Source organism: Cupriavidus sp. 30B13, assembly GCF_049059565.2.
Lineage (GTDB): Bacteria > Pseudomonadota > Gammaproteobacteria > Burkholderiales > Burkholderiaceae > Cupriavidus.
This window is the reverse complement of record NZ_CP188223.1, coordinates 2,437,300-2,458,917: the sequence shown is the minus strand read 5'-3', so window position 1 is coordinate 2,458,917 and position 21,618 is coordinate 2,437,300. Positions and strand designations below refer to the sequence as shown.

The window sequence follows — 21,618 nt, the reverse complement described above, 5'->3', positions numbered from 1 at the left end:
GGCAGCCTTCCGAGGGCGCTACCAGCGCAACTGTGCGTTGTACGTGCCCGTGCTCACATTGACCGACTTGGCCTGACCCTTATAAGTCGCTTCGATATTGTAGCTGCCCTGCGGGGCCTTGATGAGGCACTTGGGCCCGCCGGCGGTAAAGCTGGCGACTTCGTGGCCTTCGCGCATCACCCGCACGGCCACGTCGGCCAGGTATTCGCCGCGCTCGCCCTGCGTGAACAGCACGCCCATATTGAAGTTCTTCTGCTGCGCGGCGAGCTGCTGCTGTTCGTCCGTGGCGATGCCGCCGCAGATGTAGCTGACCGGGCCCATGGTGCGGATCACCATTTCGTCGGCGGCGAGGGCCGGGCCGCTCAGCAGGGACCATGTGACAAGAGCAAGGCCGCCGGCCACGGCGAGATACTGCGGCGTGCCGTTCCTGGCGCGTGCCAGGCGAGGGTGCTGGGTATTCATTCAATGCCTCCGTCGATCCAAAGCCGAAATGAAAGCGCCCGCCAGGCGCCGGCACCAAAGGTGCCGAACTGGCGGGCGCTCCGCTTACCTTGATGCTAGGCCACGCCGGCGCACAATGCTGCCGGTCGCGGTCCTACAAAGGACGCGGGCTGGCCGGCTCGGAGCAATGCCTACAGGACATCCGCAGCATGGTCCGCCAGGCGCGAGCGCTCGCCACGCGCCAGCGTGATGTGGCCGCTGTGGCTCCAACCCTTGAAGCGGTCGACCACATAAGTGAGGCCGGACGATCCTTCGGTGAGGTAGGGCGTGTCGATCTGCGCGATGTTGCCCAGGCAGATGATCTTGGTGCCGGGGCCGGCGCGCGTCACCAGCGTCTTCATCTGTTTCGGCGTCAGGTTCTGCGCTTCGTCGATGATGACGAACTTGTTGACGAAGGTGCGCCCGCGCATGAAGTTCATGCTCTTGACCTTGATGCGCGAGCGGATCAGCTCCTGGGTGGCCGCGCGGCCCCATTCGCCGGCGCTGTCGTCGCTCTTCTGCAGCACCTCCAGGTTGTCGTCGAAGGCGCCCATCCAGGGCTGCATCTTCTCTTCCTCGGTGCCGGGCAGGAAGCCGATGTCCTCGCCCACCGGCACGGTGGCGCGGGTGACGATGATCTCGTTGTAGAGCTTCTGGTCAAGCACCTGCTCCAGGCCCGCGGCCAGCGCCAGCAGGGTCTTGCCGGTACCGGCCTGGCCCAGCAGCGTGACGAAGTCGATCTCCGGGTGCATCAGCAGGTTGAGCGCGAAGTTCTGCTCGCGGTTGCGCGCGGTCACGCTCCACACATTGTTCTTGTGGTGCGTGAAGTCCTTGAGCGTCTGCAGCAGCGCGGTCTTGCCGTTGATCTCCTTGACCTGGGCGTACAGCGGCAGGCTGCCGTCGCTGGGCTCCAGGTAGACGAACTGGTTGACCAGGAACGAGGGCACCAGCGGGCCGGTCAGGCGGTAGAACATCGCGCCGGACTTGGGGTCCTGCCAGCTCTCCACGCCCTTGCCGTGCTTGGCCCAGAAATCGTTGGGCAGGACCATCACGCCCGAGTAGAGCAGGTCCTTGTCCTCGAGGACCTGGTCGTTGAAGTAGTCCTCGGCGGGCAGGCCGAGCGCGCGCGCCTTGATGCGCATGTTGATGTCTTTCGACACCAGCACCACCTGGCGGTCCGGGAACTGCTGCTGCAGGGCGCTCACCACGCCCAGGATCTGGTTGTCGGCCTTGCCCTGGGGCAGGCCGTCGGGCAGCTTGATCTCGTTGAGCTTGGTCTGCAGGAACAGTTTGCCCTGGGCGTCGCGGTTGCCGAGCTTGGCCAGCGGCATGCCGTCGTCGAGCACGCCGTCGGTGCCGCCCACCAGGGCGTCCAGCGTGCGGCTGACCGTGCGCGCGTTGCGCGCGACTTCGCTCATGCCCTTCTTGTGGTTGTCCAGTTCCTCGAGCGTCATCATCGGCAGATAGACGTCGTGCTCTTCGAAGCGGAACAGCGAGGACGGATCGTGCATCAGCACGTTGGTGTCCAGCACGAACAGCTTGGCGGGCCCGGTGTGCTTGGGCGTGCGGCGGCTGGTGGTGCCGGTGGCGGTCTTGGCCGGGACCTTGGGTACCGCGGACAGGGTCGGCACGGAAGTCAGCGGCGCCGGCGCGTCCTTGCCGCGTGCCCGCGTGGTGCCGTCGGCGCGGGCCACCACGGCCGGCGCGTCTTCCGCTGTGCTATTTCCGGTTTCCAGCAAGGCCACGCGCTCCAGCGCCGGCACAGGTTTCTTGGCCTGTGTCGCTGATCTGGCCTTGGGCAGCTTGGTCACCGGGGCGAATTCGCTCGGGTCAAGCAATTGAGCAGGCTTGGCGGGCATGGTCGGCAGCGGCATGCTTGGCTTTCCTTTCAGGGGGAGAAGACGGCTGGAAAACCGCGCAGGACACGAGTGCGGCCGCGCTGGGCCGCGAAGGTGCCGATCGTGTCCTGTGCGTACAAACAAAAAAGCCGCCAGACCTGTGCAGCAGGTTTGACGGCTTTCTTGCGGACCGGAGACACGGCAGGTCCGCTACCGGCCCGGGGCTCGAGGCACCTGGGACGGGACGATGAAACAGCGTGGCATCCGGATTCTGAACTCATTACGGGTCAATGTATCCGAACGATTTCTGTTTTGCAATCGTCGATATGTTGCGGGCGCGCGGGTGTTGCTGCGGCGATTCAGCGGCCGCCCCGCGGGCCTGCGCGCTCAGAGGCTGCGCACGATCTGCAGGACCTCGTCCACGTGGTTGGGCACCTTGATGCCGCGCATGGCGTGGCGCAGGATGCCCTTGCGGTCGACCACGAAGGTGCTGCGCTCGATGCCGCGCACTTCCTTGCCATACATTTTCTTCATCTTGATGACATCGAACAGGGTGCAGATCGCCTCGTCGCTGTCGGAGATGAGCTCGAACGGCAATTCCAGCTTGGCCTTGAAATTTTCGTGCGACTTCATGCTGTCGCGCGAGATGCCGAACACCACCGCGTCGGCGTCGAGGAAGTCGCCGTACTGGTCGCGGAAATTCATGGCTTCCGTGGTGCAGCCCGGCGTGTTGTCCTTGGGATAGAAATACAGCACCACCGTCTTGCCGCGCTGCTCGGCGAGGCGGAAGGCACCGCCGGTGGCGGGCGCGCTGAAGTCGGGTACGGCCTGGTCGAGACTGATTGTCATTCTTATGGCTCCTGGGGAGAGGCAGGAAGGGAGGCGGTGGCACGAGTGCTGCCACCATGGTGGCGGCAGATGGGGGCGGCCGGGCAAACTTCAAGCGTGGCGCACGCTTAACTTGCGCTGCGGCCCCTACGGCCCCTGCGGCGCCGGGCCGGGCTCAGGCCGGGCTCAGGCCGGGTCTTCCAGCAGCAGCACCGCCGCCACCTTGCGGCCTTCCGCCATCAGGATGTTGTAGGTGCGGCAGGCCGCCTGCAGGTCCATCGCGTCCACGCCCACGTGCCGGCTCGAGAGCGACGCGGTCAGGCGCGGGTGCGGAAAGCGCAGGCGGTTGCCGGTACCGAGCAGCACCACCTCGGGGCCGTGCGCCAGCAAGCCCTCGAAGTGAGCCGGCTCCAGGTCTTCGAAGCGCCGTACCGGCCACGGCAGGATCTCGCCCTCGGGCATGACCAGCACGGACTCGGTGTAGCGCACCATGTTGATTTCGATATAGCCGGGCCCGTAGGCGGTCACCGTATTGAGGGCATTGGGCTGGTCAGCGTGGAGTTTCAATGGGAAACCTTTCGGGGCGGCGCCGGCGCGGGCGCGGCGGCTGGGCCGGGCCGCGCGGGGCGGGTTGAGGGCGGTGTCGGCGGCAGCCGGCGGGTGCTGCAGGCTGGCCGGCGGGGCAGGACGCGCCACGCGCGGCGGCTGCCGGCGGCATACGCTGCAATGCAAGAATCCCTGCCGAAGTCTGTCATAATCCGATAAATTATAGCTTTTGCCTCCCTGCCTGCCACGTTTCGCGTTGCATCGCAGCGGACAGGCGCCCGCGGACCACTCCTTCCCACCCGGATTCCCTAGCCAGCCGCCGCTTGCCCGGCGGCCCTTGCCTCCTGCCGACATCGCCGTGAAACCGATCCAGAAATCCAACAAGCTCAACAATGTTTGCTATGACATCCGCGGCCCGGTGCTGGAGAAGGCCAAGCAGATGGAAGAGGAAGGCCACAAGATCATCAAGCTGAACATCGGCAACCTGGCCGTGTTCGGTTTCGACGCCCCCGAAGAGATCCAGCAGGACATGATGCGCAACCTGCCCAACTCGGCGGGCTATTCGGATTCCAAGGGCATCTTCGCCGCGCGCAAGGCGATCATGCACTACACCCAGCAGAAGAACATCGAAGGCGTGGGGCTGGACGACATCTACGTGGGCAACGGCGCCTCGGAGCTGATCGTGATGTCGATGAACGCGCTGCTCAACAGCGGCGACGAAGTGCTGGTGCCGGCGCCGGACTACCCGCTGTGGACCGCCGCGGTGAGCCTGTCGGGCGGCACGCCGGTGCACTACGTGTGCGACGAGGCCAACGAGTGGATGCCCGACCTGGACGACATCCGCGCCAGGATCACGCCCAACACCAAGGCCATCGTCGTCATCAATCCGAACAACCCCACCGGGGCGCTGTATTCGGACGAGCTGCTCGAGGCCATCGTGGCGATCGCGCGCGAGCACGGCCTGATCATCTTCGCCGACGAGATCTACGACAAGGTGCTGTACGACGGCCACACCCACACCTCGATCGCCGCCTTGTCGACCGACGTGCTGACGGTGACCTTCAACGGCCTGTCCAAGAACTACCGCTCGTGCGGCTACCGCGCCGGCTGGATGGTGGTGTCGGGCGACAAGCGCCCCGCGCTGGACTACATCGAGGGGCTCAACATGCTGTCCTCGATGCGCCTGTGCGCCAACGTGCCGGGCCAGTGGGCCATCCAGACCGCGCTGGGCGGCTACCAGAGCATCAACGACCTGGTCGGCGAGGGCGGCCGCCTGCGCCGCCAGCGCGACCTGGCGCACGAGCTGATCACGCAGATCCCGGGCGTGACCTGCGTCAAGCCCAAGGCCGCGCTGTACCTGTTCCCCCGGCTGGACCTGTCGATGTACCCGATCCAGGACGACCAGGAGTTCATCTACGAGCTGCTGCAGGAGTCCAAGGTGCTGCTGGTGCAGGGCACCGGCTTCAACTGGGGCAAGCCGGACCACTTCCGGATCGTATTCCTGCCGCACGAGGAAGACCTGCGCGAGGCCATCGGCCGCGTGGGCCGCTTCCTCGAGTCCTACCGCAAGCGTCACCACGGCCTCGCGGCCTGAGCCGGCGCCGCGGCGCAATCCATTTTTCAGCAACCCAGAGTCAGATCGTCCATGAATCCCATCAAAGTAGGCCTGCTTGGCATCGGTACCGTCGGTAGCGGCACGTTCAACGTGCTGCAGCGCAACCAGGAAGAAATCCGCCGCCGCGCAGGTCGCGGCATCGAGATTGCCATGGTCGCCGACCTCAACACCGAGCGCGCCCGCGAGCTGACCGGTGGGCAGGTCGAGGTGGTGGCCGACGCCAACCAGGTCGTCACCCGCCCCGAGATCGATATCGTCGTCGAGCTGATCGGCGGCTACGGCATCGCGCGCGAACTGGTGCTCAAGGCCATCGAGAACGGCAAGCACGTGGTCACCGCCAACAAGGCGCTGCTGGCCGTGCACGGCAACGAGATCTTCGAAGCCGCGCGCCGCAAGGGCGTGATCGTGGCCTTCGAAGCCGCGGTGGCCGGCGGCATCCCCATCATCAAGGCGCTGCGCGAAGGCCTGACCGCCAACCGCATCGAGTGGATCGCCGGCATCATCAACGGCACCACCAACTTCATCCTGTCGGAGATGCGCGACAAGGGCCTGGACTTCGACACCGTGCTCAAGGAGGCGCAGGCGCTGGGTTATGCCGAGGCCGACCCCACCTTCGACATCGAGGGCATCGACGCCGCCCACAAGGTCACGCTGATGAGCTCGATCGCCTTCGGCATGCCGGTGCAGTTCGACAAGGCCTACGTGGAGGGCATCACCAGGTTGTCGGCCGTGGACATCCGCTACGCCGAGGAACTGGGCTACCGCATCAAGCTGCTGGGCCTGACGCGCCGCCGCGAGAACGGCATCGAGCTGCGCGTGCATCCGACCCTGGTGCCGGCCAAGCGCCTGATCGCCAACGTGGAAGGCGCCATGAACGCGGTGCTGGTGCAGGGCGACGCCGTGGGCGCCACGCTGTACTACGGCAAGGGCGCCGGCGCCGAGCCGACCGCGTCGGCCGTGATCGCCGACCTGGTCGACGTGACCCGCCTGCACACCGCCGACCCGGAACACCGCGTGCCGCACCTGGCCTTCCAGCCGGACGAGCTCTCCAGCGTGCCGGTGCTGCCGATCGAGGAAGTCACCAGCTCGTACTACCTGCGCATGCGCGTGGCCGACGAGACCGGCGTGCTGGCCGACATCACCCGCATCCTGGCCGATGCCGGCATCTCCATCGATGCCATGCTGCAGAAGGAATCGCGCGAAGGCGAGCCGCAAACCGACATCATCATGCTCTCGCACCTCACGCGCGAGAAGCAGGTCAATGCCGCCATCGCCAAGATCGAGGCGCTGCCCACCGTGCTGTCGGCGGTCACGCGCCTGCGCATGGAAGAACTGAACTGAGCGAGCGATGAAATACCTGTCGACGCGCGGCCACGAGATGCCGCAAACCTTTTCCGAGATCCTGCTGGGCGGCCTGGCGCCGGACGGCGGCCTGTACCTGCCGCAGGCGTACCCGCAGGTCAGCGCTGCCGAGCTGGAAGCCTGGCGCAAGCTGTCCTACGCCGATCTCGCCTTCGAAGTGCTGTCCCGCTTCTGCGACGACATCCCGGCCGAGGACCTGCGCGCGCTCACGCGCAAGACCTACACCGCCGAGGTGTACTGCAACGCGCGCCCCGGCGACAACACCGCCGACATCACCCCGCTGCGCACGCTGGGCGAGGAGGGCGGGGCGCCGCTGCAACTGCTGGGCCTGTCCAACGGCCCCACGCTGGCGTTCAAGGACATGGCCATGCAGCTGCTCGGCAACCTGTTCGAGTACGCGCTGGCGCGTGCCGGCCAGGAGCTGAACATCCTCGGCGCCACCTCCGGCGACACCGGCAGCGCCGCCGAATACGCCATGCGCGGCAAGCGCGGCATCCGTGTGTTCATGCTCAGCCCGCACCGCAAGATGAGCGCGTTCCAGACCGCGCAGATGTTCAGCCTGCAGGACCCGAACATCTTCAACCTGGCGGTCGAAGGCGTGTTCGACGATTGCCAGGACATCGTCAAGGCGGTGTCGAACGACCTCGACTACAAGGCCCGCCAGAAGATCGGCACGGTCAACTCGATCAACTGGGCGCGCGTGGTGGCCCAGGTGGTGTACTACTTCAAGGGCTGGCTGCTGGCCACCGACGGCCCCGGCCAGAAGGTCTCGTTCTGCGTGCCGTCGGGCAACTTCGGCAATGTCTGCGCCGGCCACATCGCGCGCATGATGGGCCTGCCGATCGACAAGCTGGTGGTGGCCACCAACGAGAACGACGTGCTCGACGAGTTCTTCCGCACCGGCACTTACCGCGTGCGCAAGTCGGCCGAGACGTACCACACCTCCAGCCCGAGCATGGACATTTCCAAGGCGTCGAACTTCGAGCGCTTCGTGTTCGACCTGCTCGGCCGCGACGCCGGCAAGCTGGCGCGGATGTTCCGCGACGTCGACAGCGCGGGCGGCTTCGACCTGTCCGGCACGGCGGAATTCGAGCGTATCCGCGCCTTCGGCTTCGTGTCCGGGCGCAGCACGCACGAGGACCGCCTCGCCACCATCCGCGACCTGTCCTCGCGCTACGGCATCACCATCGATACGCACACCGCCGACGGCGTCAAGGTCGCGCGCGAGCACCTCGCCCCCGGCGTGCCGATGGTGGTGCTGGAAACCGCGCTGCCGGCCAAGTTCGCCGACACCATCCGCGAGGCGCTCGGCCACGAGCCGGAGCGGCCGGCCAGCTTCGACGGCATCGAAAAGCTGCCGCAGCGCTTCGAGGTCATGCCCGCCGACGCCGGCCGGATCAAGGCCTACATCGCCGGCCATACCGGCCTGTAAGGCCGGGCTGCCGCCCGCTGGCCGGGTGGCGGGCCCGGCCCGGTTGGCCGGCCACGCGGCAAGTCGCTACAATCGGACTTGCCGAGCTGAACCGCACGGCCCGCGTATTGCCCCGCAAGTATCGGGAACAGTACGCGGGCCGTTTCCCATGGGCGACCGTGGGCTTGCCGTCGCCAGCTCCCGGTTTGCCGTCCCCCACTTACCTGTCTCCGTCATGACCCAAGCTGCCGCGCCCGCCCGCTCCCCGATGCTGACCACGGCCCAGGCTCTCGAAGCCCTGCTGGCCGGCGCCACGCCGCTGGCCGAGGCCGAGCGCGTCGCCACGCTCGACGCGCTCGGCCGCGTGCTGGCCGCGCCGGTGGCGAGCACGCTGGACGTGCCGCCCGCGGACAACACCTCGATGGACGGCTACGCGGTGCGCAGCGCCGACGTGGCGGCGCCCGGCGCGCGCCTGCGCGTGGCGCAGCGCATTCCAGCCGGCCATGTGGGCATGCCGCTGGCGGCCGGCACCGCGGCGCGCATCTTCACCGGCGGCCTGATCCCGCCCGGCGCCGACGCCGTGGTCATGCAGGAGCAATGCACGGCCGAAGGCGACGAGGTGGTGGTCGGCCACGCGCCGCAGCCCGGCGAATGGATCCGCCGCGCGGGCGAGGACATCCGCGCCGGCAGCGTGATCCTGCCCGCCGGCACGCGCCTGACGCCGCAGGCGCTGGGCCTGGCCGCTTCGGTGGGGCAGGCGGCGCTCGACGTGGTGCGGCGCGTCAAGGTGGCGGTCTTCTTTACCGGCGACGAACTGGCCATGCCCGGCGAGCCGCTCAGGCCGGGCGCCATCTACAACTCCAACCGCTTCACGCTGCGCGGCCTGCTGGAGCGGCTCGGCTGCGAGGTCAGCGATTTCGGCATCGTGCCGGACTCGCTGGTCGCCACGCGCGAGACGTTGCGCCGCGCCGCGGCCGGGCATGACCTGATCATCACCTCGGGCGGCGTCTCGGTGGGCGAGGAAGACCACATCCGGCCGGCGGTCCAGGCCGAAGGGCGGCTGAACCTGTGGCAGATCGCCATGAAGCCGGGCAAGCCGCTGGCCTTCGGCGAGGTCGCGCGCGACGGGCAGGCGCCGGCCTATTTCCTCGGGCTGCCGGGCAATCCGGTCTCCAGCTTCGTGACCTTCCTGCTGTTCGTGCGGCCCTTCATCCTGCGCTTGCAGGGCGTGCAGGACGTGATGCCGCGCCGCCTGCTGCTGCGCGCCGATTTCGAGCTGCCCAAGGGCGACCGCCGCAACGAATTCCTGCGCGTGCGCACCAACCAGGCGGGCGGCCTGGAGCTGTTCCCCAACCAGAGCTCGGGCGTGCTGACCTCCACCGTGTGGGGCGACGGCCTGGTCGACAACCCGCCGGGCCAGTCGATCGCGCGCGGCGACATCGTGCAGTACATCGCCTTCGACGGGCTGCTGGGCTGAGGGGAGCGACTGCGATGCACATCGAACTGCGGTTCTTTGCCAGCGTGCGCGAGCAGCTGGGCGTGGGGCAGGAACGGGCGGAGGTGCCGGCCGCGGTCGCCACCGTGGGCGAGCTGCGCCGCTGGCTTGTCTCGCGCGGCGGCGCCTGGGCCGAGGCCCTGGCCGAAGGCCGCGCGCTGCGCATGGCGGTGGACCACGAAGTGGCGGATGCCGGCAGCGCGCTGGCCGAAGGCTGCGAAGTGGCCTTCTTCCCGCCGGTCACGGGAGGCTGAGATGAGCGTCAGGGTACAGCGCGAGGATTTCGACCTGGGCGCCGAGGTGGCCGCCCTGCGCGCGGGCCAGCCGGGCGTGGGCGCGGTGGCCAGCTTCATCGGCACCGTGCGCGACGTCAGCGACGGCAGCGCCGTGAGCGCGATGGAGCTGGAGCACTACCCGGGCATGACCGAAAAGGCGCTGGCCCGCATCGAGGCCGTGGCGCGCGAGCGCTGGGCGCTGCTCGGCGTGACCATCGTGCACCGGGTCGGCCCGCTGCTGCCGCTGGACCAGATCGTGCTCGTGGCGGTGGCCTCGGCTCACCGCGGCAACGCGTTCGCGGCCTGCGAATTCATCATGGACTATCTCAAGTCCGAAGCCCCGTTCTGGAAGAAAGAGCAGACTCCGGACGGCGCGCGCTGGGTCGACGCGCGCGTGGCCGACGAGGCCGCGCTGCAGCGCTGGGGCGTGCGCTCGCTCAACGCCAGCGGCGACGCCCCGCTGGCGCCGCCGCAAGCTGCGGACGCCGCGCGCTGATGGGCCCGCTCGGGTTTGTCGCGGTGGGGGTGGGCGCCGCGGTGGGCGCGTGGCTGCGCTGGCTGTTCTCGGTGCTGTGGAATGCCGCCAATCCGGCGCTGCCTTATGGCACGCTGGCGGCCAACCTGGTGGGCGGCTACCTGATCGGCCTCGCGGTCGGATATTTCGACACGCACTCGGAACTGCCGCCCGAATGGCGCCTGCTGGCGGTGACCGGTTTCCTCGGCGGGCTCACCACCTTCTCCACGTTTTCCAGCGAGGTCGTGGCCAACCTGATGGCCGGCGACTACGGCTGGGCCGCGGCGCACCTGCTGCTGCACCTGGGCGGCTCGCTGGCGCTGACCGCGCTCGGCCTGTGGACCTACCGGCTGCTGGCCTGAGCGCGGCGCACGGCGCGGCTCTACGGGAAGCGATCTATTGACATCCCGAGCGCCGGGTTTATACGATGAAACATGAATCAGATATCATGTTTCACGACCCGGAGCCGCGATGTCCCTGACCGATCCAGGCGCAAGCCAGCCGAAGACCGCGCGCGGCCAGAAGACCCGCGAGGCGCTGCTGCGGGCCGCCGAGAAGGTGTTCGGCGAGAAGGGCTACTACGTGGCGTCGATCGCCGAGATCACCCAGGAGGCCCAGGTGGCGATGGGCACCTTCTACCTCTACTTCAAGGACAAGGAAGACATCTTCCGCGCGCTGGTGCAGCACATGCTGGAACTGGTGCGCGCCCACCTGCGCAAGCACGTCGGCCCGGCGCAGAACCAGATCGAGGCCGAGCGGCTCGGCCTCAAGGCCTTCCTTTCCTTCGTCTCGCGCCACAAGAACCTGTACCGCATCGTGCTGGATTCGTACTCGGTGGACGAGACCATCTACAGCAGCTATTTCCAGGTCTTCGCCGATGTCTACAGCCGGCGCCTGGGCAAGGCCGAGGAGCAGGGCCAGATCTCGCCCGGCGACGCCGAGGTGCGGGCCTGGTGCCTGATCGGCATCAGCAATTTCCTCGGCATGCGCTACGCGCTGTGGAAGCGCCCGGCGTCGATGGACAAGGTGGTGGAGACCGCCTTCGACATGATCTCGCACGGCCTGGAGACGGCCCCGGAGACGGGCCTGGAGAAGGGCCGGCAGTAACGGCAGGCAGCACCAACCGGCGGCCTTTGCCCCGGCAACAATAAGAAGCACCCAAGAGGAGACAGCAATGCAACGCAAGCACCTAGCGGCCGGCGCGCTCGCGCTGGCCGGCCTGCTGGCCGCCGCCGGCGTCCAGGCCAAGGACATCCGCATCGCCCACGTCTACGACAAGACCGGCGCGCTCGAGGCCTACGCCAGGCAGACCCAGACCGGGCTGATGATGGGGCTGGAATACGCCACCAACGGCACCATGGCCGTCGACGGCAACAAGCTGGTGGTGCTGGAGAAAGACACCCAGGGCAAGCCCGACGTGGCCAAGGCGCAGCTTGCCGCCGCCTACAGCGACGACCGCGCCGACATCGCCGTCGGCCCCACGTCGTCGGGCACGGCGCTGGCGATGCTGCCGGTGGCCGAGGAATACAAGAAGATCCTGCTGGTCGAGCCCGCCGTGGCGGACTCCATCACCGGCGAGAAGTGGAACCGCTATATCTTCCGCACCGGCCGCAATTCCTCGCAGGACGCCATCTCCAACGCGGTGGCGCTGGACAAGCCCGGCGTGCAGATCGCCACGCTGGCGCAGGACTATGCCTTCGGCCGCGACGGCGTGAAGGCATTCAAGGGCGCGCTCAGGAACGCCAGGGTCGTGCACGAGGAATACCTGCCCACCAGCACCACGGACTTCACCGCCGGCGCGCAGCGCCTGTTCGACGCGCTCAAGGACAAGCCCGGGCGCAAGATCATCTTCATCATCTGGGCCGGCGCCGGCAACCCGTTCAAGATCGCCGACCTCGACCCGAAGCGCTATGGCATCGAGATCGCCACCGGCGGCAACATCCTGCCCGCCATGGCCAGCTACAAGAACTTCCCGGGCATGGAGGGCGCGACCTACTACTACTTCGGCATTCCCAAGAACAAGGCCAACGAGTGGCTGGTCTCCAACCACTACAGCAAGTTCAAGACTCCGCCCGACTTCTTCACCGCCGGCGGCATGGCCGCCGGCATCGCGCTGGTGGAGGCGCTCAGGAAGACCGGCGGCGACACCAATACCGAGAAGCTGATCGGCGCGATGGAAGGCATGTCGTTCGACACGCCCAAGGGCAGGATGACCTTCCGCAAGGAAGACCACCAGGCGCTGCAGTCGATGTACCACTTCAAGATCAAGGTCGATCCGGCCTTCGCCTGGGGCGTGCCCGAGCTGATCCGCGAGATCAGGCCCGAGGAGATGAGCGTGCCCGTCCGCAACAAGCGGTGATGACGGTGGGGGCCACTTCCGCCGGCACCGCGGCAGCGCTGCCGGGCGCGGCTGCCGGGCCGCCCGCGCTGGAGACGCGCGGCCTGACCATCCGCTTCGGCGGCCACGTGGCCGTCGATGCGGTGTCGTGCGCGTTCCGCCCGGGCGAGCTGACCTGCATCGTCGGCCCCAACGGCGCCGGCAAGACCACGTATTTCAACCTGATCTCGGGGCAGTTGCCGCCCACCGCCGGGCAGATCCTGCTGGGCGGGGAGGACGTGACGCGCCTGCCGGTGCCGCACAAGGCGCGGCGCGGCATCGGCCGCGCCTTCCAGCTCACCAGCCTGTTCCCGAACCTGTCGGTGTTCGAGAACGTGCGCCTGGCGGTACAGGCGCGCCAGCGCGCGGGGCTGGACCTGTGGTCGGTATGGAGCGGCAACCGCGCCGTGCGCGCCGAGGCGCAAGCGTGCCTGGAGCGCGTGGCCATGGCCGGCAAGCGCCACCTGCCGGTGGCCTCGCTGCCGCACGGCGACCAGCGCAAGCTGGAGGTGGCCATCCTGCTGGCGCTGCAGCCGCGCATCTTCATGTTCGACGAGCCGACCGCCGGCATGAGCGTGGACGAGGTGCCGGTGATCCTCGACCTGATCCGGGAAATCAAGCGCGACAGGAGCAAGACCGTGCTGCTGGTGGAACACAAGATGGACGTGGTGCGCTCGCTGGCCGACCGCATCGTCGTGCTGCACAACGGCAACCTGGTGGCCGACGGCGATCCGGCCGAAGTGATCGCCTCGCCGGTGGTGCAGCAGGCCTATCTCGGCATGGCCGCGGAGGAAAGCTCGCCGCAGGAGGGCAGCCATGGCTGAAACGGCGGCATCCCCCATCCTGAGCCTGGAGGGCGTGCAGACGCATATCGGGCCATACCACATCCTGCACGGCGTGAGCTTCGCCGTGCCGCGCGGCGGCGTGACCATGCTGCTGGGGCGCAACGGCGCCGGCAAGACCACCACGCTGCGCACCGTCATGAACCTGTGGCAGGCCAGCGCGGGGCGCATCGCCTTCGACGGCGCCGACATCACGCGCCGCGGCACGCCGGCCATCGCCCAGGCCGGCATTGCCTACGTGCCGGAGAACATGAGCGTGTTCGCCGAGCTGACCGTGGCGGAAAACATGCGCCTGGCCGCGCGCAGCGGCGCCATCGACGCGCAGCGCCTGGACTGGGTGTTCCGCATGTTCCCCGCGCTGAAGATCTTCTGGCACCAGCGCGCCGGCGTACTGTCCGGCGGGCAGAAGCAGATGCTGTCGGTGGCGCGCGCCATCATCGAGCCGCGCAAGCTGCTGATCGTCGACGAGCCCACCAAGGGACTGGCGCCGGCCATCATCCAGAACATGATCGCGGTGTTCCGCGAGCTCAAGCAGACCGACGTGTCGATCCTGCTGGTGGAGCAGAACTTCCACATGGCGAAGTCGGTGGGCGACACGGTGGCCGTGATGGACCACGGCCGCGTGGTGCATGCCGGCAGCATGGCGGCGCTGGCCGAGGATGAGGCGCTGCAGCAGCGGCTGCTGGGGCTCTCGCTGGCGGCGCACCAGTAGCTGGCGCGGCCGGGTGACGCCGGTGGCGGCGGCCATGGCGTTGGCCGTGCGGTGTTTTCTCCCCTCTCCCGCTTGCGGGAGAGGGGTCGGGGGAGAGGGCAGGCGTCCGCAAAAACGATGCGTGCCAAGCCGAGCCGGCGCGGACCTCTGCCACGAAGCAGGAGAGGCGCCGGCAAAGCCTTCGGGACAGCGGCCCGTCCGCCGCTTCATGTCAATCGAGAAGATCGGGAAAAATCGTCAGGACTGAGACCATGCCAAGTACAAGCTCCCTACCGGCCGTCCCGGCGGCGCCGGCCAACCTGCCCAGGGTCCGGCTGGACTGGACCCCGCTGGCGCTGGCGCCGCTGCTGATGCTGCTGGCCTACCCGCTGGTGGGCAGCGGCTCGACCTGGCTGACGCTGACCGTCGCCGGCCTGGCCATGGGCATGATCGTGTTCGTGGTGTCGTCGGGCCTGACGCTGGTGTTCGGCCTGATGGACGTGCTCAACTTCGGCCACGGCGCGTTCATCGCGCTGGGCGCCTATGTGGCGGCGTCGGTATTGCTGCCGCTGGGGGCATGGGTCGAGGCCGACAGCCTCGCGCTGAATCTCGCGGTGTTCGGCCTGGCCATCGCGGCGGCCATGGTGGCCGCCGGCGTCGTCGGTTTCCTGTTCGAGCGCGTAGTGGTGCGCCCGGTCTACGGCCAGCACCTCAAGCAGATCCTCATCACCATGGGCGGCATGATCGTGGCCGAGCAGCTGATCAAGGCGATCTGGGGCGCGGAGACCATCGCGCTGCAGGTGCCGGCCACGTTCCGCGGCGCGGTGCTGCTGGGCGACGCGGCCATCGAGAAATACCGCCTGATCGCGGTGGTGCTGGGGCTGGCGGTGTTCGTGGCGATGGTGCTGGTGCTCGACCGCACGCGCATCGGGCTGCTGATCCGCGCCGGCGTGGAGAACCGCGAGATGGTCGAGTCGCTCGGCTACCGCATCCGGCGCCTGTTCATCGGCGTGTTCGTGGCGGGAGCGGGCCTGGCCGGCATGGGCGGCGTGCTGTGGGGGCTGTACCAGCAGAACATCACGGCCGCGATCGGCGCGCAGGTCAACGTGCTGATCTTCATCGTCATCATCATCGGCGGCCTCGGCTCCACCACCGGCTGCTTCGTCGGCGCCTTGCTGGTGGGGCTGATGGCCAACTACACCGGCTTCCTGTTCCCCAAGCTGGCGCTGTTCTCCAACATCCTGCTGATGGTGCTGATCCTGCTGTGGCGCCCGCAGGGCCTGTACCCGGTGGCCAGGCGCTGAGCCCCGAGGAAAAGCCATCACCCAAGCCATCACCCAAGCCATGACCCGACTCCTTTCCGGCGACCTGCCCCGCAGCCGCGCGCTGGCCGTCATCCTGGCGGCGATGCTGCTTGCGCTGGCCTGCGCGCCGTTCCTGTTTCCCGGCGCGCGCGCGCTCAACATGGCGGCCAAGATCTGCGTCTTCGTGGTGCTGGTGGCCAGCTATGACCTGCTGCTCGGCTACACCGGCATCGTTTCCTTCGCCCACACCATGTTCTTCGGCATCGGCGGCTACGGCGTGGCGATCGCCATGTCGCGGCTCGAGCCGGGCTGGGGCGCGCTGGCGCTCGGCACGGCGGGCGCGCTGCTGGTGTCGATGGCGCTGGCCTTCCTGATCGGGCTGTTCTCGCTGCGGGTGCGGGCGATCTTCTTCGCCATGATCACGCTGGCCGTGGCCACCGCCTTCGCCACGCTGGTTTCCCAGTTGTCCGAGTGGACCGGCGGCGAGGACGGCATCACCTTCAAGGTGCCGGAAGCCTTCACGCCGGGCTTCGCGCCGGGCGGCGCCGAATGGTTCGGCGTGCCGCTCAACGGCAAGCTGTTCTGCTACTACTTCGTGTTCGCCTGCGCGCTGGCCTTGTTCCTGTTGCTGCTGCGCGTGGTGAACTCGCCGTTCGGCCGGGTGCTGCAGGCCATCCGCGAGAACGATTTCCGCGCCGAGGCCATCGGCTACCGCACCGTGGTCTACCGCACGGCGTCCACCGTGCTGTCGGCCGCCTTCGCCACGCTGGCCGGCGTGCTGATGGCGCTCTGGCTGCGCTACAACGGGCCCGACACCTCGCTGTCGTTCGAGATCATGGTGGACATCCTGCTGATCGTGGTGATCGGCGGCATGGGCACGCTGTACGGCGCTATCATCGGCACCACGCTGTTCCTGGTGGCGCAGACCTACCTGCAGGACGTGATGAAGCTGGCCAGCGAAGGCACCGCCGCCATTCCGCTGCTGTCCGGCCTGCTGCATCCGGACCGCTGGCTGCTGTGGCTGGGGTTGCTGTTCATCCTCAGCGTGTACTACTTTCCCCAGGGCATCGTCGGCCGCCTGCGCGGCGACCGCGCCAGGCATGAAGTGGCGTCCTGAGCACTGCGCGCAAGACGGGAAAACGAGACAACAAGAAGACAAAGCGGAGACCTTGCCCCATGTACGTCGTCGACTGGCTGCACAAGCATGCCCGGCACATGCCGGACAAGATCGCGCTGGTCGATGCCGAGAGCGGCCGCGCGGTGACCTACCGCCAGTTCGACGAGCGCGCCAGCCGCTTTGCCGAGTATCTCGGCGGGCTGGGGCTGGCGCCGGGCAGCCGCGTGGCGGTGCTGGCGCACAACAGCCCGGACTACTTCGAGATGCTGTACGGCTGCGCCAAGGCCGGCATGGTGATGGTGTGCCTGAACTGGCGCCTGCCCGAGGCCGAGCTGCTGCCGATCCTGCGCGACTGCGCGCCCGCGGTGCTGGTGGCCGGCGACGGCTTCCTCGCCACCGCGGCGGCCCTGAGCCGCGCCTTGCCGCTGCGCGCCGTGCTGCACCTGGCCGACGACGAAAGCGCCGACGTGCCGGGCGGCTGGACCGAGTACGAAGCCGTGCTGGCCAGCGCCTCCGGCCGCCTCATCGAGATGCCCTGCCGCGACGAGCACGAAATCTGGCACCTGCTCTACACCTCCGGCACCACCGGCCGCCCCAAGGGCGTGATCCAGACCTACGGCATGGTCTTCTTCAACGCGGTCAACGCCATGCTGGCCAACCGGATCACGCGCGACGACGTGTTCCTGAACGTGCTGCCGTTCTTCCACACCGGCGGGCTCAATCTCTATGCCAACCCGGTGCTGCACGCCGGCGGCACCGTGCACATCATGCGGCAGTTCGATGCCGAGGCGACGCTGCGCAAGCTCGGCGCGAAGGCCGCCGGCGACGCGGGCGAGGGCGAGGGCGAGGGCATCACGATGTTCTTCGCGGTGCCCGCCGTCTATCTCTTCCTGAGCCAGCATCCCGGCTTCGCCGCGGCGGATTTCTCGCGCATCCGCAACATGTCCGCCGGCGGCTCGCCGGTGCCGCGCCCGCTGCTGGAGGCTTACCTCGCCAAGGGCGTGACGATCTGCTTCGGCTTCGGCATGACCGAGACCGGGCCGACCGTGTTCGTCTGCGACGAGGCTACCGCGCGCCGCAAGATCGGCACCATCGGCAAGCCGGTCGGCTCGATGCTCGCGCGCGTGGTGGACGCGCTCGGGCGCGACGTGGCGCCCGGCGAGCGCGGCGAGCTGCTGATCAAGGGGCCCGGCGTCACGCCCGGCTACTGGAACCTGCCCGAGGCCACCGCCGCCGCCATCCGCGACGGCTGGCTGCATTCGGGCGACATCGCCTACATGGACGAGGAGGGCGACTACTACATCGTCGACCGCGCCAAGGACATGTTCATCTCCGGCGGCGAGAACGTCTATCCGGCCGAGGTGGAGAACGCGCTGTTCCAGCTCGCCGCGGTGGCCGAGGCCGCCGTCATCGGCGTGCCGGACGCGCGCTGGGGCGAAGTCGGCATGGCGCTGGTGGTGGCCCGGCCCGGACTGGGGCTCGATGCCGAGGCCGTGCTGGCCCACTGCCGCGCCACGCTGGCCGGCTACAAGGTGCCGCGGCACGTGCGCCTGATCGAGGCGCTGCCGCGCACGCCGTCGGGCAAGGTGGAGAAGCACAAGCTGCGCGCGCGCTTTGCGCCGTCGTAGGCGGGGCTGCGCGGCGGGGAGAAAGGCAGGGAAGGGAAGGATGGCTGGTTGCCGGCGTCTGGCGTTATCCGATCAAACAAGCATGCAAAAAGGGGCACGACATGTTGCGCGAATTTGCGGTGAGTATCGGCAGTGCGGCTCAACCCGGCCGGCGCGGCGCGCCGGGCCTGGCGCTGGCGGCCTCGGCCTGCCTGGCGCTGGCCGCCTGCGGCGGCGACGGCAACAACAATGGCAACAACGGCGGCAACGCCAATCCCAACGTCAAGCCGTCCAACATCGGCACGGTGACGATCAAGACCTTCGACGGCAATACCGACGACCTGCTCACCGCCGGCCTCGGCAAGGACGGCCTGGCGTCGGCCACCGCGCCGCTGCCGCTGAACCCGGCGGCGCCCAGCGCGGCCGAGCTGCGCCGCTACGCCATCTACACCAACTACCGCGCGCTGGTCGACACCACCACGGGCGGCGGCTACGGCACGCTGTTCGGCCCCAACGTGGATGCCCAGGGCAACGTCACCGGCGGCCAGGGCAAGGTGGCCGGGCGCGAGTACCTGGCTTTTTCTGACGACGGCAGCGGCCAGCAGAACGTGACGATGCTGGTGCAGATCCCGGACAGCTTCAACGTGACCCGGCCGTGCCTGATCACCGCCACCTCGTCCGGCTCGCGCGGCGTCTACGGCGCCATCTCCACCGGCGAATGGGCGCTCAAGCGCGGCTGCGCGGTGGCCTATACCGACAAGGGCACCGGCGCCGCGCCGCACGACCTGGAGACCGATACCGTGCCGCTGATCGACGGCACGCGCGCCCCGCGCGGCACGGCCGGCGCCGGCGCGCAGTTCGCCGCGCCGTTCCCGGGCACCAGCCTGCCGGCCTTCAACGCGCTGGCGCCGCACCGCCTTGCCTTCAAGCATGCGCATTCGCAGCGCAACCCGGAGAAGGACTGGGGCGCCTTCACGCTGCAGGCCGCGCAGTTCGCGCTGTGGGCGCTCAACGACCGCTTCGGCACGGTGGCGCCGGACGGCACGCGCCAGCGCACCTTCAGCCCGGACACCGTGGTGGTGATCGCCTCCAGCGTTTCCAACGGCGGCGGCGCGGCCATCGCGGCAGCCGAGCAGGACACCCAGGGCCTGATCGACGGCGTGGCCGTGGGCGAGCCCAACCTCAACCTGCCGGCCGGCATCGGGGTGACCGTCACGCGCGGCGGCACGCCGGTGGCGGCGTCGGGCCGCACGCTCTACGACTACACCACCACGGCGAACCTGCTGCAGCTGTGCACCTCGCAGGCGACGGCGCTGGTCAACGCGCCGGCCGTCAGCCTCTACGGGCTGCCCGCCGTGGCGCTGTCGCAGCCGGCGCTCAACCGCTGCCAGTCGCTCGCGGACGCCGGCATCATCGCCGGCGCCGACACCGCCACGCAGGCTGCCAACGCGCTGCAGGCGCTGCGCAACGCGGGCTGGGAGCCGGAGTCGGACGAGATCCATCCGTCGCTGGCGCTGTTCGAGGTGGCCAGCGCGGTCTCGGTGACCTTCGCCAACGCGCTCGCGCGCGCGGCCGTGGCCGACCGCCTGTGCGGCTACAGCTTCGCCGCCACCGGCGCCGCGGTGCTGACGCCGGCGGCCATCGCGCCGGACGTGCTCAACGTGCTGTACGCCACCGGCAACGGGGTGCCGCCGGCGGCCGGCGTGCAGCTGATCAACGACAACAACCCGGGCGGCCCGCTGCGCGACATCTATTCGAAGTCGCCGGGCAACGGCGTGGCGGACGCCAACCTCGACGGCGCGCGCTGCCTGCGCGCGCTGCTGGGCGGCACCGACGGGCAGTCCCTGGCGCTGCAGGCGGGCCAGGCGCAGACGCTGCGCTCGGGCAACCTGCACGGCAAGCCGGCCATCATCGTGCACGGCCGCAGCGACGCCCTGCTGCCGGTCAACCACACCTCGCGGCCCTACCTCGGCTATAACCGCCTGCAGGAGGGCGGCGCCAGCAGGCTGTCTTATATCGAGGTCACCAACGGCCAGCATTTCGACAGCTTCATCGGCGCGGTGGCCGGCTATGACAACCGCTTCATCCCGCTGCACGTTTATCTGAACCGCGCGCTCGACGCGGTCTACGCCAACCTGACCGCCGGCACCGCGCTGCCGCCTTCGCAGGTCGTGCGCACGGTCGCGCGCGGCGGCACGCTGTCGCCCGCGCCGGCGCTCCTGTCCACCAACCTGCCGCCGTTCGCCGCCGTGCCGGCCAGCGCGGACCGCATCACGGTCGACGGCAGCACTGTAGAGGTACCCAACTGATGAAGGCATCCAGGCCGCGCGTACTGACGCAGGAAGACTTCGACCGCTTCGCCTCGCTCTCGCGCGACGACAATCCGATCCACTGCGATCCGGCGTTTGCCCGCACCACGCATTTCGGCGCCACGGTGGCGCACGGCATGCTGCTGTTCTCGCTGCTGTGCGCGCAGATGCGGCGCAGCAACCCGCTGCCGGTGCTGCCGATCGGGCAGACGCTGATGTTCCCGCGGCCGACGTTCGTCGGCGACGGCGTGGCCGCCGTGCTGGTCCTCAACGACACGCCGGGCCGCGGGCGCATCGCGCTGGACACCTCGATCCGCTGCGTGCAGCGCGGGCGCGTGCGCACGCCGGCGACCGACGAGCAGGTGACGGCACAGGGCGACGCCATCCTGCTGGTCGACGCCAGCGCCGGCTCGCTGGCCCAGGCCCGCCTGCAGGAGCCGGACGAGGCCATCCTCGCCGCCCGCGCCGCGCCCGGTGGCGACCGCACGCTCTACCACCTGAGCGTGGGCCAGGAGGCGTCCGCGATACGTACCTTCAGCGCCGGCGACATCGACGAATACGTATCCCTGACCGACGACGGCAACCCGTTCTACACTGATCCCGTGTTCGCGCGCAGCCGGGGCTTCGACGGCGCCATGGTGCCGCTGCCGCTGCTGGCCGGGATGTTCTCCGACCTGCTCGGCACGCGCCTGCCGGGGCGCGGCACCGGCTGGATGAAGCAGTCGCTGCGGCTGCGCTCGCCGGCCCGGCTGGGCGAACTGCTGACCGCCTCGGTGCGCATCGTGCGCCTGCGGGGCGGCAAGGACCTGGTCAATCTCGCCACCGTGGTCACGGGTGACGACGGGCGCACGGTGCTGGCCGGGGAGGCGCTGGTGCTGGTGCGGAACCTGGAGGACAAGCGGGCCCTGGCGGCGGCCTGAGGCGGCGGCCTGCACGGGATGCCGCGGGATGTTGCCCGGGCATCGCCGAGTATCGCCTGCGCCACTTCAATAGCCCCCTAAATAGCG

At 68.9% G+C, this 21,618-nt stretch carries 20 protein-coding genes; 16 read left to right on the top strand and 4 right to left on the bottom strand.

Features of this window, described 5'->3' with window-relative positions; genetic code table 11:
• Window positions 1-18 precede the first annotated feature (18 nt).
• The 4 genes from ACKI2N_RS11240 to ACKI2N_RS11225 all read right to left on the bottom strand — a co-directional run bounded on the left by ACKI2N_RS11240 (window position 19) and on the right by ACKI2N_RS11225 (window position 3,713).
• Window positions 19-462, bottom strand: coding sequence for a hypothetical protein (locus ACKI2N_RS11240; protein ID WP_420997203.1), 444 nt, complete (start codon window positions 460-462; stop codon window positions 19-21).
• 170 nt (window positions 463-632) lie between these two features.
• A complete protein-coding gene (locus ACKI2N_RS11235) occupies window positions 633-2,354 on the bottom strand; it encodes a PhoH family protein (RefSeq protein ID WP_420997202.1) in 1,722 nt (573 codons plus the stop codon).
• Between the two features lie 351 nt (window positions 2,355-2,705).
• A complete protein-coding gene (locus ACKI2N_RS11230) occupies window positions 2,706-3,167 on the bottom strand; it encodes a peroxiredoxin (RefSeq protein ID WP_420997201.1) in 462 nt (153 codons plus the stop codon).
• A 165-nt stretch (window positions 3,168-3,332) separates the two neighbouring features.
• On the bottom strand, window positions 3,333-3,713 hold the full coding sequence (locus tag ACKI2N_RS11225; RefSeq protein ID WP_420997200.1) for an Mth938-like domain-containing protein: 381 nt from the start codon (window positions 3,711-3,713) through the stop codon (window positions 3,333-3,335).
• 337 nt (window positions 3,714-4,050) lie between these two features.
• Here ACKI2N_RS11225 and ACKI2N_RS11220 point away from each other — a divergent pair, with 337 nt between their 5' ends.
• The 16 genes from ACKI2N_RS11220 to ACKI2N_RS11145 all read left to right on the top strand — a co-directional run bounded on the left by ACKI2N_RS11220 (window position 4,051) and on the right by ACKI2N_RS11145 (window position 21,531).
• Entirely contained in the window at window positions 4,051-5,286 is a 1,236-nt protein-coding gene (locus ACKI2N_RS11220; protein ID WP_420997199.1) for a pyridoxal phosphate-dependent aminotransferase, read from the top strand.
• Window positions 5,287-5,337: 51 nt separating this feature from the next.
• Window positions 5,338-6,648, top strand: coding sequence for a homoserine dehydrogenase (locus tag ACKI2N_RS11215; RefSeq protein ID WP_420997198.1), 1,311 nt, complete (start codon window positions 5,338-5,340; stop codon window positions 6,646-6,648).
• Between the two features lie 7 nt (window positions 6,649-6,655).
• Complete coding sequence (gene thrC / locus ACKI2N_RS11210) at window positions 6,656-8,101, top strand: threonine synthase (protein WP_420997197.1); 1,446 nt, start codon at window positions 6,656-6,658, stop codon at window positions 8,099-8,101.
• A gap of 214 nt (window positions 8,102-8,315) precedes the next feature.
• Window positions 8,316-9,557: a molybdopterin-binding protein gene (locus tag ACKI2N_RS11205; RefSeq protein ID WP_420997196.1), complete on the top strand. Its 1,242-nt coding sequence runs from the start codon at window positions 8,316-8,318 to the stop codon at window positions 9,555-9,557.
• A 14-nt stretch (window positions 9,558-9,571) separates the two neighbouring features.
• Window positions 9,572-9,829: a molybdopterin converting factor subunit 1 gene (gene moaD / locus ACKI2N_RS11200; RefSeq protein ID WP_420997195.1), complete on the top strand. Its 258-nt coding sequence runs from the start codon at window positions 9,572-9,574 to the stop codon at window positions 9,827-9,829.
• Between the two features lies 1 nt (window position 9,830).
• The gene (gene moaE / locus ACKI2N_RS11195; RefSeq protein ID WP_420997194.1) at window positions 9,831-10,346 is read left to right on the top strand and encodes a molybdopterin synthase catalytic subunit MoaE; all 516 of its coding nucleotides are present in this window, start codon (window positions 9,831-9,833) and stop codon (window positions 10,344-10,346) included.
• Entirely contained in the window at window positions 10,346-10,726 is a 381-nt protein-coding gene (gene crcB, locus ACKI2N_RS11190; protein ID WP_420997193.1) for a fluoride efflux transporter CrcB, read from the top strand. The genes moaE and crcB overlap by 1 nt, the downstream gene beginning before the upstream one ends.
• 109 nt (window positions 10,727-10,835) lie before the next feature.
• On the top strand, window positions 10,836-11,471 hold the full coding sequence (locus tag ACKI2N_RS11185) for a TetR/AcrR family transcriptional regulator (protein ID WP_420997192.1): 636 nt from the start codon (window positions 10,836-10,838) through the stop codon (window positions 11,469-11,471).
• A gap of 67 nt (window positions 11,472-11,538) precedes the next feature.
• Window positions 11,539-12,723 carry a substrate-binding domain-containing protein gene (locus ACKI2N_RS11180; RefSeq protein ID WP_420997191.1) on the top strand — a complete coding sequence of 395 codons (1,185 nt, stop codon included), beginning with the start codon at window positions 11,539-11,541 and terminating at the stop codon, window positions 12,721-12,723.
• Window positions 12,723-13,565, top strand: coding sequence for an ABC transporter ATP-binding protein (locus ACKI2N_RS11175; protein ID WP_420997190.1), 843 nt, complete (start codon window positions 12,723-12,725; stop codon window positions 13,563-13,565). Before ACKI2N_RS11180 ends, ACKI2N_RS11175 begins: the two co-directional genes overlap by 1 nt.
• Entirely contained in the window at window positions 13,558-14,295 is a 738-nt protein-coding gene (locus tag ACKI2N_RS11170) for an ABC transporter ATP-binding protein (RefSeq protein ID WP_420997189.1), read from the top strand. Before ACKI2N_RS11175 ends, ACKI2N_RS11170 begins: the two co-directional genes overlap by 8 nt.
• 251 nt (window positions 14,296-14,546) lie before the next feature.
• Complete coding sequence (locus tag ACKI2N_RS11165; RefSeq protein ID WP_420997188.1) at window positions 14,547-15,578, top strand: branched-chain amino acid ABC transporter permease; 1,032 nt, start codon at window positions 14,547-14,549, stop codon at window positions 15,576-15,578.
• Window positions 15,579-15,618: 40 nt separating this feature from the next.
• Window positions 15,619-16,695, top strand: a complete 1,077-nt coding sequence (locus tag ACKI2N_RS11160) for a branched-chain amino acid ABC transporter permease (RefSeq protein WP_420997187.1) — start codon at window positions 15,619-15,621, stop codon at window positions 16,693-16,695.
• Window positions 16,696-16,754: 59 nt separating this feature from the next.
• Complete coding sequence (locus tag ACKI2N_RS11155; protein ID WP_420997186.1) at window positions 16,755-18,323, top strand: acyl-CoA synthetase; 1,569 nt, start codon at window positions 16,755-16,757, stop codon at window positions 18,321-18,323.
• A gap of 101 nt (window positions 18,324-18,424) precedes the next feature.
• The gene (locus ACKI2N_RS11150) at window positions 18,425-20,611 is read left to right on the top strand and encodes a 3-hydroxybutyrate oligomer hydrolase family protein (RefSeq protein WP_420997185.1); all 2,187 of its coding nucleotides are present in this window, start codon (window positions 18,425-18,427) and stop codon (window positions 20,609-20,611) included.
• Window positions 20,611-21,531 carry a MaoC/PaaZ C-terminal domain-containing protein gene (locus tag ACKI2N_RS11145; RefSeq protein ID WP_420997184.1) on the top strand — a complete coding sequence of 307 codons (921 nt, stop codon included), beginning with the start codon at window positions 20,611-20,613 and terminating at the stop codon, window positions 21,529-21,531. The genes ACKI2N_RS11150 and ACKI2N_RS11145 overlap by 1 nt, the downstream gene beginning before the upstream one ends.
• Window positions 21,532-21,618: the final 87 nt, after the last annotated feature.